This is a genomic window from Hoeflea marina (assembly GCF_003182275.1).
Taxonomy (GTDB): domain Bacteria; phylum Pseudomonadota; class Alphaproteobacteria; order Rhizobiales; family Rhizobiaceae; genus Hoeflea; species Hoeflea marina.
The window spans coordinates 1,148,636-1,162,527 of sequence record NZ_QGTR01000001.1 but is presented as its reverse complement, the minus strand read 5'-3'; the positions used below and the strand labels follow the sequence as shown (position 1 = coordinate 1,162,527).

General features: G+C 67.3%; 6 protein-coding genes and 1 riboswitch. Of the genes, 2 read left to right on the top strand and 4 right to left on the bottom strand.

The window, feature by feature from the left end; translation table 11 throughout:
* Positions 1 to 5: 5 nt before the first annotated feature.
* The 3 genes from DFR52_RS05215 to tyrS all read right to left on the bottom strand — a co-directional run bounded on the left by DFR52_RS05215 (position 6) and on the right by tyrS (position 4,079).
* Positions 6 to 1,106 carry an FAD-binding oxidoreductase gene (locus DFR52_RS05215; RefSeq protein ID WP_110031144.1) on the bottom strand — a complete coding sequence of 367 codons (1,101 nt, stop codon included), beginning with the start codon at positions 1,104 to 1,106 and terminating at the stop codon, positions 6 to 8.
* Positions 1,107 to 1,127: 21 nt separating this feature from the next.
* On the bottom strand, positions 1,128 to 2,375 hold the full coding sequence (locus DFR52_RS05210; protein ID WP_110030796.1) for an aromatic ring-hydroxylating oxygenase subunit alpha: 1,248 nt from the start codon (positions 2,373 to 2,375) through the stop codon (positions 1,128 to 1,130).
* A gap of 117 nt (positions 2,376 to 2,492) precedes the next feature.
* A riboswitch (cobalamin riboswitch) is annotated at positions 2,493 to 2,696 on the bottom strand.
* 129 nt (positions 2,697 to 2,825) lie between these two features.
* On the bottom strand, positions 2,826 to 4,079 hold the full coding sequence (tyrS, locus tag DFR52_RS05205) for a tyrosine--tRNA ligase (RefSeq protein ID WP_110030795.1): 1,254 nt from the start codon (positions 4,077 to 4,079) through the stop codon (positions 2,826 to 2,828).
* A 102-nt stretch (positions 4,080 to 4,181) separates the two neighbouring features.
* On the opposite strand from tyrS, the gene DFR52_RS05200 reads away from it, so the two are divergent.
* Both DFR52_RS05200 and DFR52_RS05195 read left to right on the top strand, forming a co-directional pair.
* On the top strand, positions 4,182 to 5,336 hold the full coding sequence (locus tag DFR52_RS05200) for an anhydro-N-acetylmuramic acid kinase (RefSeq protein ID WP_110030794.1): 1,155 nt from the start codon (positions 4,182 to 4,184) through the stop codon (positions 5,334 to 5,336).
* Between the two features lie 143 nt (positions 5,337 to 5,479).
* A complete protein-coding gene (locus DFR52_RS05195) occupies positions 5,480 to 7,867 on the top strand; it encodes a phosphoketolase family protein (RefSeq protein WP_110030793.1) in 2,388 nt (795 codons plus the stop codon).
* A gap of 39 nt (positions 7,868 to 7,906) precedes the next feature.
* Here DFR52_RS05195 and DFR52_RS05190 read toward each other — a convergent pair whose 3' ends face one another.
* Positions 7,907 to 13,807: an autotransporter outer membrane beta-barrel domain-containing protein gene (locus DFR52_RS05190; protein WP_110030792.1), complete on the bottom strand. Its 5,901-nt coding sequence runs from the start codon at positions 13,805 to 13,807 to the stop codon at positions 7,907 to 7,909.
* Positions 13,808 to 13,892: the final 85 nt, after the last annotated feature.

Here is a 13,892-nt window from a genome sequence, read left to right as displayed (position 1 = left end):
GGCGATCAGGCCTCGATGGAGATGGCGCCGGTAGGCTTAGAGCAGCAGGCGAGGATGTAGCCCTCCTCGATTTCCTCGTCGAGGATGCCGCCGTTGTGCGCCATTTCCACCGTTCCGGCCGTCATCTTCACCTTGCAGGTGCCGCACAGGCCAAATTCGCAGGCGGCAGGGATGCGCACGCCAGAAGCCCGCGAGACCTGCAGCACGGTCTGACCGCCAGCGCTTTCGGCGTCGACATCCGACAGCGCGAAGCGAACCGGGAAGGATGCGGCCTCGGCGACCGCATCGCCATCGACGCCGACGTCAGGCAGGATGTCCGGAGCCAGTTCCGCCACCGGCGCGCTAAAGCTCTCCTGGTGGTAATGGGCCATGTCGAAGCCCGCCGCCTTGAGCATGTCGCGCGCCGCCCGCATGAAAGGCTCAGGACCGCAGCAGAACACCTCGCGTTCGAGGAAGTCCGGCGCCAGCAGCGACAGCCGGGTGAAGTCGATCCGGCCGGTGGGGCCGAACCAGTTCTCCCGCTTCGAGCGCTGCTCGATGAGAAAGCCGAGCGTCAGGCCGGGCATGCGGTTGCCGAGCAGGTCGAGTTCCTTGCGGAAGATGATCTCCTCGGGCAGGCGGGCGCAATTGACGAAGGCCACGTCCGTCCACGGCGCGCAATCGTTGAACCAGCGCAGCATCGACATCATCGGGGTGACGCCAGACCCCGCCGACAGCAGCAGATACTTGCCGGCGGGATGATTGTGATGGGTGAAATCGCCCGCGGGACCGTAGGCGGTGACATGCGTCCCGGGCTCGAGGTGATCGAACATCCAGCGAGTGCCGACGCTTCCCGGCTGCGCCTTCACCGTCACGGCGATCGAAAACGGCCGCGACGGCGACGAGGACAGCGTGTAGGTGCGCATCAGCGGCCCGTCCTCAAGCGGCAGCTCAAGGGTGATGAACTGGCCCGGCTTGTACCGGAACCAGGTCTGTGCGTCGGATCGGAACGTGAAGGTCTTCACGTCCGGAGCCTCCTCGGCGACGCCGATCACCTCGAGCACCTGAAGACGGGCATCCCAGGGCGTCATCTCGTCGAGATGGCGGTAGAGCAGGGTCTCGGTCATCGCGTTCATCTGTATCTCCCGTCAGGCCACGCTTCGCAGAATCGGTTTTTCATCGCCCGACAGCCTCGGCCCGATGAAGTCGGCGTACCAGTCAACGAACTGGATGACACCGTCCTCATGGATCTCGGAATAGGGACCCGGTTCATAGGCCGGCGACCGGATGCCGAAGGCGTTCTCCTCGACGATGCGCCGGTCCTCGTCGTTGGTCTCGGTCCAGACATGGGTGAGTTCGGCGAGATCGTAATCGACTCCCTCGACCGCATCCTTGTGCACCAGCCATTTCGTCGTCACCATGGTCTCGCCGGCGCTGATCGGCAGCACCCGAAATGTGACGGCGTGATCGCCCAGCACATGGTTCCAGGTGGTCGGGTAGTGGTAAAGCAGCAGTGCGCCTATGCGGTCGGCAGACACTGTGTCCGAAAGGTTCTTCTTGACGGCCCGACGCCCGGACGACGTGTAGCTGACGGCGTCGCGCAGCAGCGGCGCGCGGGTGGCGCGGAACTGGCCCGCCTTGTCGATCTCGAACCGGGACGGCAAGCCGACCGCTTCACACTTGTCCCAGTGCGCCACCATCTCGGGATCCATGTCGGCGCCGTTGATGCCGGTGACCAGCGGGGCCTCGGGAAAGGTCTTGCAGAGTTCGGGGTGGTTGGAGGCGCAGTGGTAGCATTCGCGGTTGTTTTCCCAGACCAGCTTCCAGTTGCCCTTCTCGACGATCGTGCTTTCGAATGCCACCTTGGCCTCGGACAGGCGATGGGGCAGGAAATAGGGCTCCATCATGGCGCGGAAGGGCGCGAAATCCGCCGGTTCCTTCGCCAGGCAGATGAAAATGTAGCCGCCGGCACTTTCGCAGGCGACGGGCTTGAGGCCGTATTCGCCCTTGTCAAAACCCTCCGCCATCTGGCGGGCGAACACCAGACTGCCGTCGAGGTCGTAGGTCCAGTTGTGATAGGGACAGACGAGCTTCGCCGCCTGTCCGCGCTCGGCGGTGCAGACGCGGCTTCCGCGATGCCGGCAGGAATTGTGGAAGGCGCGGATACTGCCCTGGCGGTCGCGCACCAGCACCACCGGATAGTCTCCGACCTGCACGGTGAAATAGCTTCCCGGCTTGGCGATCTCGCAGTCGTGGCCGACGAACAGCCAGTCGCGGTGCCAGATCAGGTCCATGTCCAGCTTGAAAAAGTCCGGGTCGTTGTAGAATCGTTGGTCTAGGCTGAAGCCGGCGCGCCGATCGCGCAGCAGTTTCAGCATGTCAGTGCGTGCGTCCATGTCCTGTCCTCGCAATGCAAAGGACTGAACTTGGTGGAGACAAAGGAGGGAGCAACCAGGCGGTCCGCTTGCGGCCACAGGGTCACGTCCGCCTCTTGATCGCCCACCGCGATCAGCCGGATTGATATCATCAAGGCTGGTTTCCGGGCTCCGAAGCCATCCTTGCGGATCAACCCGACACCTTCCCGCGCCTGCCGGCACAGTGGTCTCCCGTCGGGTCTTGTGCTTCGCCACCGTTGCGGGGGCAGCGCCGGATTTTCACCGGCTTCCCAATTCTCCGTTCGTCACTCCACGACCGGCACCTTGACTGTCCGCATCAGACCATGCGGCGGCGCGAAAAGGGCTGATGATTGCGACATCCGGCGGACGGAAAGACGACATCGTGAATTTTGTGCGGGAAAACCCGGTCGCCACGGGGCGGCCGGGCTCAGGCGGGGGTCCGAAATCCGCCTATTCGGCCCGCACGAGCATGTGCTTCTTCTTGCCCAGCGACAGCTTGATGGCGCCGTCGCCTGACAGATGGCCGGCATTGATGATCATCTTCTCGTCGGCGACCGGGACGTCGTTGACGCGCACCGCGCCGCCCTGGACGTGGCGCCGCGCCTCGCCATTGGAGGCGGCAAGCCCGGCGCGGACGAACAGCGCCAGCACGCCGATGCCCGCGACGAGGTCGGTCTGCGAGACGGTGATCGTCGGCAGCGTGGCTGCAACGGCGCCTTCTTCGAAGGTCTTGCGGGCGGTTTCTGCCGCTTCCTCGGCGACCGCGCGCCCGTGCAGGAGACCGGTCACGGCATTGGCCAGGATTTTCTTGGCCTCGTTGATTTCGGCGCCGCCGAGCGCCTCGAGCCGCGCGATCTCGTGCATCGGCAGGGTCGTGTACAGCTTCAGGAATCGGCCGACATCGGCATCCTCGGTGTTGCGCCAGTACTGCCAGAACTCGTAGGGGCTGAGCATGTCGGCATTGAGCCAGACGGCTCCCGTGGCGGATTTGCCCATCTTGGCGCCCGAGGAAGTCGTCAGCAGCGGCGACGTCAGCGCAAAGAGCTGTGGCGTGCCCATGCGATGTCCGAGGTCGAGCCCGTTGACGATGTTGCCCCACTGGTCGGATCCGCCCATCTGAAGCCGGACGCCGTAGCGCTTGCTGAGCTCGACGAAGTCGTAGGCCTGCAGGATCATATAGTTGAATTCGAGGAAGGACAGCGACTGCTCTCGCTCGAGCCGGAGCTTGACCGAATCGAAGGCGAGCATGCGGTTGACCGAGAAGTGCCGCCCCACGTCGCGCAGGAATTCGACATAGTTGAGCCCCATGAGCCAGTCGGCATTGTTGACCATGATCGCGTCGGTGGGTCCGTCGCCGAATTTGAGATAGGGCGCGAAGGCCTGCCGGATGCCGGCTAGATTGCCCTCGATGCCATCGGCCGTCAGCAGCTGGCGCGCCTCGTCCTTGAATGAGGGATCCCCGATCATGCCGGTGCCGCCGCCCATCAGCGCCACCGGCCGGTGGCCGGTCTGCTGCATCCAGTGCAGCATCATGATCTGGATCAGCGAGCCCACATGCAGGCTGCTGGCGGTGGGGTCGAAGCCGATATAGGCGCTGACCGTCTGCGAGGCGAACAGTGCGTCGAGACCTTCGAAATCCGAGCACTGGTGGACGAAACCGCGCTCCGTGAGGACGTTGAGGAAGTCGGATTTGTAGGCGGACATCGAGGCAATCCCGGAAATCAGTGCATGGAGAGGCCGCGAAGGTGGCCACGCGGACGGCGTGGCTTTAACACTAATGCACTGCAACCGACAAGGATTTGAAGCATGGCATTGATGCGTGCGATCGGACTGATGAGCGGCACCTCGATGGACGGCATCGACCTTGCCGAAGTGACGACCGATGGCGACGGCACGGTCGAGCGCGGTCAATCGTTTGCCGTGCCCTACGAGGCGGCCTTTCGGCGGCGGCTGGAAGCGGCCCTCGATACAGCCGGGTCGATCGAGGCGCGCAGCGACCGGCCGGGCGACCTGGCAGAACTCGAGCGCGAGATCACCATTCGCCATGCCGATGCCGTGGAGGCCTTCCTGAAGGCTTCCGGCATCCCGCGCGAGGAGGTGGGAGTGGTCGGATTCCACGGCCAGACGGTGCTGCACCGGCCAAGACTGGGCCTGACCGTCCAACTGGGTTGCGGGCAGCTGCTCGCCGATCGGCTCGGGATACCGGTCGTTTACGACATGCGCGCCAACGACATGGCGCAGGGAGGGCAGGGCGCGCCGCTGGTGCCCGCCTATCACCGCGCGCTGGCTTCCTCGCTCACCGGCGCCCATGCGGCGGCGCGGCCGGTGGCCTTCGTCAATATCGGCGGAATTTCCAATATCAGCTATGTCGGCGGCGACGGCACGCTCATCGCCTTCGATTGCGGTCCGGGCAACACGCTGATCGACCAGTGGGTGAGCCGACACGCCGGCATTCCGTATGATTCGGGCGGCGCCATTGCCTCGGAAGGCCGGGTGCTGCACGGTCTGGCGATGCGCTATCTCGGCTTGCCGTTCTTCACAGCCAAAGAGCGCATGTCGCTGGACCGGAACGATTTTGTGCTGCCGGAGGACGGTGCGGCGGGGCTTGAGGACGGGGCGCGCACGCTCGCCTTCGTCACCGCCGCGGCGATCGCGCATGCGCAGCAGCACCTGCCGGAGAAGCCGAAGCTCTGGGTGCTGTGCGGCGGCGGCCGGCTCAACCAGGCGATCGTCGCCGATCTCAATGTCGCCACGCGGCACACCGGCGCGGTGGTGCTGGCCGAGGAGGTCGGGCTCAACGGCGATTCCATGGAGGCCGAGGCCTGGGGCTGGCTCGCCGTCCGCTCGCTCAAGGGCCTGCCGCTCACTTATCCCGGCACCACCGGGGTGGCGGAACCTGTCACTGGCGGGGTGCTGAGGACGCCGCGCACCGAGGAGGGAGGGCCGGCAGGCGAGGCCTGAGCGACGGGGCCGGTCGTCAGGGTGCGGGCCGGGCGGGCCGCCAGATGATCTGGATCAATGGGCTGCGGCAGGGAACCGGCTATAGCGGATGGCGTTGCATCTTGTGACAGTCCGCACCGCACCGATCCCCCGAGGAGTCTCCGATGCAGAACGTTCCAGCCTCCCAGACAGCCATTCCCGACATCGAACTCGCTCTCATCGACCGCTACTGGCGTGCGGCGAACTATCTCTCCGTCGGGCAGATCTACCTGCTGGACAATCCACTGCTCAAGCAGCCGCTGAAGCCGGAGCACATCAAGCCGCGGCTGCTCGGCCACTGGGGCACGACGCCGGGGCTCAATTTCATCTATGCGCATCTCAACCGCGTCATCAAGGTGCGCGACCTCGACATGATCTATGTCTGCGGTCCGGGCCATGGCGGGCCGGGCATGGTCGCCAACACCTGGCTCGAAGGCAGCTACAGCGAAATTTATCCGGATATCAGCGAGAACGCGGCCGGGATGCAGAAACTGTTCAAGCAGTTCTCGTTTCCCGGCGGCGTGCCCAGCCATGTGGCGCCGGAGACGCCGGGCTCGATCCACGAGGGTGGCGAACTCGGCTACGCGCTGGTTCACGCCTTCGGCGCCGCCTTCGACAATCCCGAGCTGGTCGTGGCCTGCGTGGTCGGCGACGGCGAGGCGGAGACCGGGCCGCTGGCAGCGAGCTGGCATTCGAGCAAGTTTCTCAACGCCAAGCGCGACGGCGCGGTGCTGCCGATCCTGCATTTGAACGGCTACAAGATCGCGAGCCCCACGCTGCTTGCGCGCATGGGCGACGAGGAACTGGAAAGCCTGTTCCGCGGCTATGGCTACGAGCCGTTCTTCGTCGAGGGGCATGAACCGGCTGCCATGCACCGGAAGATGGCGGAGACCTTCGATCTGGCCTTCAACGCCATCCAGCTGATCCAGCAGGCGGCGCGCGACGGCACGGCTTCCACCGAACGGCCGCGCTGGCCGATGATCATCCTGCGCAGCCCCAAGGGCTGGACCGGACCGAAGGAAGTGGACGGCAGGAAGGTCGAGGATTTCTTCCGCGCCCACCAGGTCCCGGTGTCGAACTGCCGCGACAATGACCGGCACCGCGAGATCCTCGAGACCTGGATGCGCAGCTACGATCCCGCCGACCTGTTCGACGACGACGGCGCGCTCAGGCCGGAGCTCAAGGCGCTGGCACCCGAAGGCACAAAACGGATGGGGTCCAATCCGCATGCCAATGGCGGGCTGTTGCGCAAGGAGCTCAGACAGCCGCCGATCTCCGATTACGCGGTCCCCGTGGAGGCCGGCAAACGCGGCGCCATCACCGCGCAGGCGACGAAGATCCTCGGCGACTATCTGCGCGACACGCTGATGCTGAATGACGAGGCGAAGAATTTCCGCATATTCGGACCCGACGAGACCGAATCGAATCGGCTTGGCAGTGTCTTCGAGGTCACCGACCGGGTGTGGATGGAGGAGATCCGGCCATACGACGTGCAGCTCGGCCGCGAGGGCCGGGTGATGGAGGTGCTGAGCGAGCATCTCTGCCAGGGCTGGCTTGAGGGCTATTTGCTCACCGGCCGGCACGGCTTCTTCTCCTGCTACGAGGCCTTCATCCATATCGTCGATTCGATGTTCAACCAGCATGCCAAGTGGATGAAGGTGACGCGCAGGCTCGGCTGGCGCAAGCCGGTGTCCTCGCTCACCTATCTGCTCACCTCGCATGTCTGGCGCCAGGACCACAACGGCTTCAGCCACCAGGACCCGGGCTTCGTCGACATGGTCGCCAACAAGAAGTCCGACGTGGTGCGGATCTATTTCCCGCCGGACGCCAACACGCTGGTCTGGGTCGGCGACCATTGCCTCGCCACCTATGACCGCATCAATGTCATCGTCGCCGGAAAGCAGCCCGAGGCGCAGTGGCTGTCGATGCAGGAGGCGGAGGCCCATTGCCGCGCCGGCGCCGGCATCTGGGACTGGGCCGGCAGCGAGGATGGCGGCGAGCCGGACCTGGTTATGGCCTCGGCCGGCGACGTGCCGACGCTTGAGATGATGGCGGCGGTGCAGTTGCTGCGGGATGCAATTCCGGATCTCAGGATCCGCGTGGTCAACGTGGTCGACCTGATGGCGCTGCAATCACAGGACCAGCACCCGCACGGCCTGAGCGAACCCGATTTCGACGCGCTGTTCACCACCGACCGGCCGGTGATCTTCGCCTATCACGGCTATCCGCAGCTCATCCACCGGCTCACCTACAAGCGCAACAACCACGGCAACTTCCATGTCCACGGTTTCATCGAGGAGGGGACGACGACCACGCCCTTCGACATGACCGTGCTCAACGAGCTCGACCGATACCATCTGGCGCTCAACGCCATCGACCGGGTGCCGGGGCTGAAGGCGCGCTCCGGCGATCTCGTGGCCATGCTCGAAGCCAGGCTCGATGAACATTTCCATTATGTTCGCGAGCATGGCGAGGACATGCCCGAGATCCGCGACTGGCGCTGGCGCAATTGAATCGGTGAACCGGCAGATATCCGCGGTCGGTTCAGGCGATCAGAAGCCGATCTGCATCTTCAGCGACAGGCCGTGGGAGACGACATCGCGGCCGTACTGGCCCTCGTAGCGGGCGTCGAGGCTCAGATTGCTGTCATCGAAGAGCTTGAAGCCAGCCGCCATGCTGCCCAGCAGCCTGTCGCCTTCATAGCTCTGCGAGAAGGTCTCGGCCCCGCCGTTGATCGAAACGTCGATGGTGCGGCCCGGCTCCGGGGTGTAGCGCAGTCCGCCATAGCCGAATGTGCGCAATTTCATGCCCGATTCCGTGAGGTGGTCGCTGCCGAATTCTAAGCCGGCATTGATCGCCACCTGTCGGTCAATGCCGCCGTCGATGGCGAGGTTGTAGCCTTCCGCGCCGGTCTCGCGGTAGGCGTCGGTGCGGGTCAGGTTGACATCGACCTCGGCCAGCGGCTTGAGGTACCAGCCGTCATTGTCGAAGAGATAGGCGGCGCGGATGCGGGCCTGGATCCAGTCGCTGCCGTGGCTGGCAAGCGCCGTCAGGCCGGCGTCGAGCGGAATGGTGCGGCTTGTATCCGACCAACCGTGGCCGGCGGCGATCGAGGCCCCGAAAAGCCAGTTGTCCTGCTGGTACTTCGCCACCACGCCGAGATGAACCAGATCCGAGCGCGTCTCGGCATTGGCGGCGACGGATTCGACGGTCTCGAAGCCGCCGGCGAGGCCGAAGCGCCAGTGCTCGTCATAGGCGCGCTGCAGGCCGGCGCTGAAGCCGAAGGTCCGGTCCTTGCGGGCGTCGGCCGTGCCGCCGTCGCGGGTGCTCCAGCGGTAGCTGATCCTGGTCCAGTTGCACTCGCCCTCAAGGATGGCGGCGTAGTCGCCGTCGGCGACGCCGCAGCTGAACACCGAATTCTGGAATCCGGTGGCGGCCATCGTCCGCGCCGATGTCTCGGACACGAGATGATCGGCGGAGTAGGAATCGAGGGCATATTCCAGCAAGGAGAGAACGGGGGCGTTGGCCAAAGTCACCAGTGCCGGGTCGGTGTTGTAGTTCCCGGTGGCGAGCCGGGCATTGTAGAGCTTGGCCAGGGCGGAATCGTTGGCGCTGAGGCCGGGGGCATCGAAATCGATGCCGGTGACGGCCAGTTGCACGACGTCTTGTCCGCCGAGGCTGGCGGTGCCGATCGTGTAGCTCACGGCCGGAGTGGCCATCACCGTGGCGGTGCTCGCCAGGCCCGTGCCGGTCGGCGCAGCCGCGATGACGAACGATGCATTCGGACCCAGCGACAACAGGTTGGGGCGGACGGTGCCGTTGAACAGCATGCCGCTGCTCGCCGTCAGCCGGTCGGAATCTTGCCGGTCCATGTCGAGGTCGACGAAGAACAGTGCCGAGGCGGCGCTCTCGTAGCGGCCGGTGAGCGCGGTGTGCATCACGGCGCCTTCGCCGCCCGGGGCCACGGCGCCGGCATTGCTGAGCAGGCCCATGTGCAGGCCGTCGATCAGTTCGTTGGCATGGTAGGCGCCGAGGTCGACCTTGGCGCCGGGGCTGAACCAGCCGCCCAGCTGGTTCTCGAAATTGGCCGCGGCATTCGTCGCGACGGTCGTTCCGACCCAGGGGATATAGGCTTGCCGGGCGCCCGCCGCTTCGACCGATCCGCCAATGGTATTGGCGTTGATGACATGCAGGAACTGGTTGGAGCGGATGGCATTGCCCTGCGCCGAAGTGATGGTGCCGGAATTGGTGACGGTGGCCATGTTGATCATGCTGTGGGTGGCGTCATCGATGACGATCGCGTCCGCATTGATGCCCGTGGCGGACACGGAGCCGCCGTCGGCGACCGTGATGCTGGTGATACCCGCGGCCGGGGAGTTGCCCCGCAGTCCGGCATAGACGGAGCTCAGGTCATTGCCCGAGGTCGCAATGGAGCCGTTGACGGTGATCGAAATGTCGCCCGGTCTGGTGTTGCCGCCCGAGATGGCGCGGATGCCGTCGGCGTAGCGGCCCTGCGTCGAGATGGCCCCGTGCTGGCTGATCGAGACGCCGCCGGCGTCGCCGGCGCCGGTGGTCAGGTTGAAAAGATGGGCGACCTCGACGAGTGTACCCGCATCGGTCTGGATCAGGCCGCCGCCGCCGGCCAGCGATTGCGCCAGGATGCCGACCGCGCCGTCGCCGGCGGTGCGGATGGAGGCACCGGCGCCCTGCGTCACGGTGACCGCCGCGGCCGAGCCGCCGCCAGTGTTGAGTCCCCATACAGCTTGCTCGCCCGCCGCCGCGCTGTGGTCGGTGACGGCGCTGGCCGCTTGGACCAGGCCGCCGCCGCCGCCGATGGACTGGGCAAGGATGCCGACGGCGCCGAGGCCCGCGGTCGAGATCGCGCCGCCATGGGTCACTGACACCGTCGAGGCGCCGGTGGTGAATCCGGCATCCGGATGGACGAAGCTGACGATGCGGACCGCGGTCGACGAACTGTCATTGTCCACCGTCGCCAGTCCGCCGCCGCCGCCGATGGACTGGGCCAGGATGCCGATGGCGAAATCGCCGCCGGTGGAAACGGTGCCGGTGTTGCCTACGGTCACCGCGCCGCCGGTGCCCATGGCGATGGTGCCGCCGAGATCGACCTGGCCGGAGCTCTCCGCCACGGTATTGGCCTCGAGAAAATCTGCGCGCAGGTTCTCCGATGACATATGAACGCCGCCGCCGCCGCCGATGCTCTGGGCGACGATGGCCGAGGCGAACAGACCGGATGTCTGCAGACTGCCGGAATTGGTGACGGTGACGCTCTTGCCGAAGCCCGCCACCGAGTCGCCGCCGAGGACGAGGTGATTTAGGAAATACAGATTGTCAGCTGCGGCGCTGACGCCGCCGCCGCCGCCGATGGACTGGGCCAGGATGGCAAAGCCGCTGTCGCCGGCGGTGGAGACGAGGTGGCCGCTCGCGTGCGTGACTGTCACGGCGCCACCGTCGCCGGCGGAATTGACCCGGCCGCCGAGCGCCACCGTCAGGTTTTTCAGGTGCCGGGTCGAGAAGCCGCCGCCGTCATTGTTGGCCGAGCCGCCCTTCTTCGCGGACAGGAACACGGAATCGGCATGGCCGCCGGAGCCGCCGCCACCGCCGACGCTCTGGGCAAAGATCCCGACGCCGCCGTCGTCGCCGACCGTGACGTCATTGCCGCTGGTGACGGTGACGGCGCCGCCCCGACCGCCGGCACCGCCGTTGCCGCCGACCGAGATCGAGACAGTGCGGCCATCGGCGAGATGTCCGTTGCCGCTGGCGTCTTCCGACGCCTTGATCGCCGCGGTCACCGATTCGGAGCTGCCGCCGGCGCCGCCCGAGCCGCCGACGCTCTGGGCGACGATGCCCGAGGCGAGCTGGCCCGCCACGGAGATGATTCCGGTGTTGGTGACAGTCACCGCCCCGCCGGTGCCGCCATTGCCGCCATTGCCGCCGACGGTCACCGCCATCGAGCGGGCGCTCTTCATGCCGGCCGAGACGGCGGCCGAAAGACTGTTGCCGCCGGCGCCGCCGCCGCCGCCGACCGACTGGGCGAAGACGCCGTGGGCGAACGCGCCGCTGGTCCCGATCGTCGCGGCGCTGGACACCCCGACGATGTTGCCATCGCCGCCGGCGCCGCCATGTCCGCCGAGAGCCACAGAGACTGTGTTGGCGCCCGCTTCGAGGCTGGCGGTGCCACTGAGCGTCAGCGCCGAGCCGCCGGAGCCGCCGCCGCCGCCGATCGATTGCGCCAGCACCGCGATGGCGTGATCGCCGCCTGTGGTGATCGTCGATCCGGCGCCGAGATTGACAGTGGCGGTCCCTCCGTGGCCGCCGGTGCCGCCGTTGCCGCCGAGCCCGACGCTGACGGCCAGGGTCTGGCCGGTGGAAATGGCCGCCGCGGCCGCCATCGAGCTGCCGCCATGGCCGCCGCCGCCGCCGACGCTGAGCGCCTGGACGCCGAAGGCGAAGGTGCCGGCGGTCGAGACCGAGCCGTCCGAGGACACGGTGACGCCGCCGGCCTGGCCACCGCTGCCGCCGGTGCCGCCGATGGAGACCGCGATCGCCCCCGACATCGCGGTTTCGCCGGCTGAGACGGCCAGGCTGATGCTCTGCGCGCCGCCACCATTGCCTCCGCCGCCGCCGATTGAATAGGCGGCGATCGCGGTGCTGAAATCGCCCTGGGTGGCGACGCTGGCGCCCGGATGGTTGGTGATCCTGACGGTCCCGCCGACGCCGCCGTTGCCGCCATGGCCGCCAATGGCCACGGCCACCGACACGGCCACAGGACCGGCCGCGGCCGAGAGCGCGCGGGCCGAACCGCCGGAGCCGCCGCCGCCGATGCTTTCCGCCAGCGCTCCGATGGAGTGATCGCCGCCGGTGCGGATGGCGCCGTTGAGATCGAGCGTGACGGCGCCGCCATTGCCGCCGGTTCCGCCACTGCCGCCGACCGCTGTGGCCGAGGCGAAGACCGGTGCGGTCGCGGTCGCCGTGGCGGTGCCGCCATGGCCGCCACCGCCACCGATGCTGAGCGCGCTGACTCCGTGCGAGAAGGCGCCGGCGGTGGTGATGTCGCCGACGCCGATGCCGATGGAGCCTGCCTGGCCACCGGCGCCGCCATTGCCGCCGACGGCGACGGCGACGAAGACCGCGGTGGCGTCGGCATTGCCGCCGCGACCGCCGCCGCCGGCGATGCTCTGGGCCAGCAGCCCGAGCGAATGGTCGCCATGGGTGGTCAGAGCGCCCGCCGTGGCCGCGGTGATGGTGCCGCCGGCGCCGCCTTCACCGCCGTTGCCGCCGATGGCCACGCTGCCGGTATCGAAGCCGCCCGCGCCGCCGGAGCCGCCGATGGCCTGTAGCAGCACCGCATCGGAATTCAGGCCGTGGGTCTCCACGGTCGAGCCGGCTGCGCCCCTGAAGTCGACCGCGCCGCTGTAGCCGCCGTTGGCGCCGGTCTGTCCCTTGGCCGCGACGCCGGAACTGCCGCCGATCGACTGCGCCACCACACCGATCGACAGGTTGCCGGCGGTCGACACCGCATTGCCGCCGATGTCGACGGTGACATGGCCGCCGGCGCCGCCACTGCCCGAGCCGCTGCCCTGGCCGTCGACGACGACCAGGTCCATGTCGCCGCCGCCGACGCTTTGGGCGACGATGGCATTCGACCGGTCGCCCGCGGTGCTGACCGAGGACCGTCCGCCGCCGGAAAGGGCGGAGAGGGTGACCGTCACGGCGCCGCCGGTCTTGTGTTTGCCCAGCAACTGCCAGAAGCTCTGGGCGCTGCCGTTGGTGCCACCGAGCGACTGGGCGAGGATGCCGTGCGAGCGGGCCTGCAGCGTGACGATCGTGCCGGCGTTGGTGACGCCGACGCTGCCGCCGTTGCCGCCGAGCGAATCGCCGTAGTGGCTGCCGTCGCCGCTGCCGCCCTGGCCGCCGTCGCTTACGGCGTGGATGCCGTAGGTCAGCAGCGCGTCGCTGGTGATGCTGCCGCTGTTGGTGACACTGACGGCGCCGCCGTTGGCCCCGATGCCGGCCGTGATTTCCTCCCCGGCAGTGGCGTTGCGGCCGTCGCCGCCGGTCGAATTGACCCGAACGGCGGCAGCGCTGTTGTCGATGTAGATGGCGTTGGCGTTGCCCGAAATCAGGGTGCCGGCCTGGGTGACCGAGAGGGAACCCCCGGGCTCAGGAGGTGTCGGGGACGAGCGCTCCACCGAACGGCCGGTGCTGAAGGCATCGACGAGCACCGTGCCCTGGGACTTGGAATCGAAGGCCTGCCGGACGTTGATGTCGGAGGCGGCGACCAGCGTGGCGCTGCCGCCATCAAAGTCCTCGTAGTGCAGGGTGCCGTCATGGTAGACGTCGAAATCCTCCGCATCCGCAGGGCTGGTGCCGCTTGCCGCCAGCGCGAGGGCCAACAGGGTGCCGATGGCGGTGGAGGCGGCGAGGCGGCTCATGCTTGCGGCAAGGGGAGTCGGCAATCGGACAGCGGATGCGGAAGCAGGCACGGCGGCACTCCGTAATGCGAGGCGCGGGGCCCGC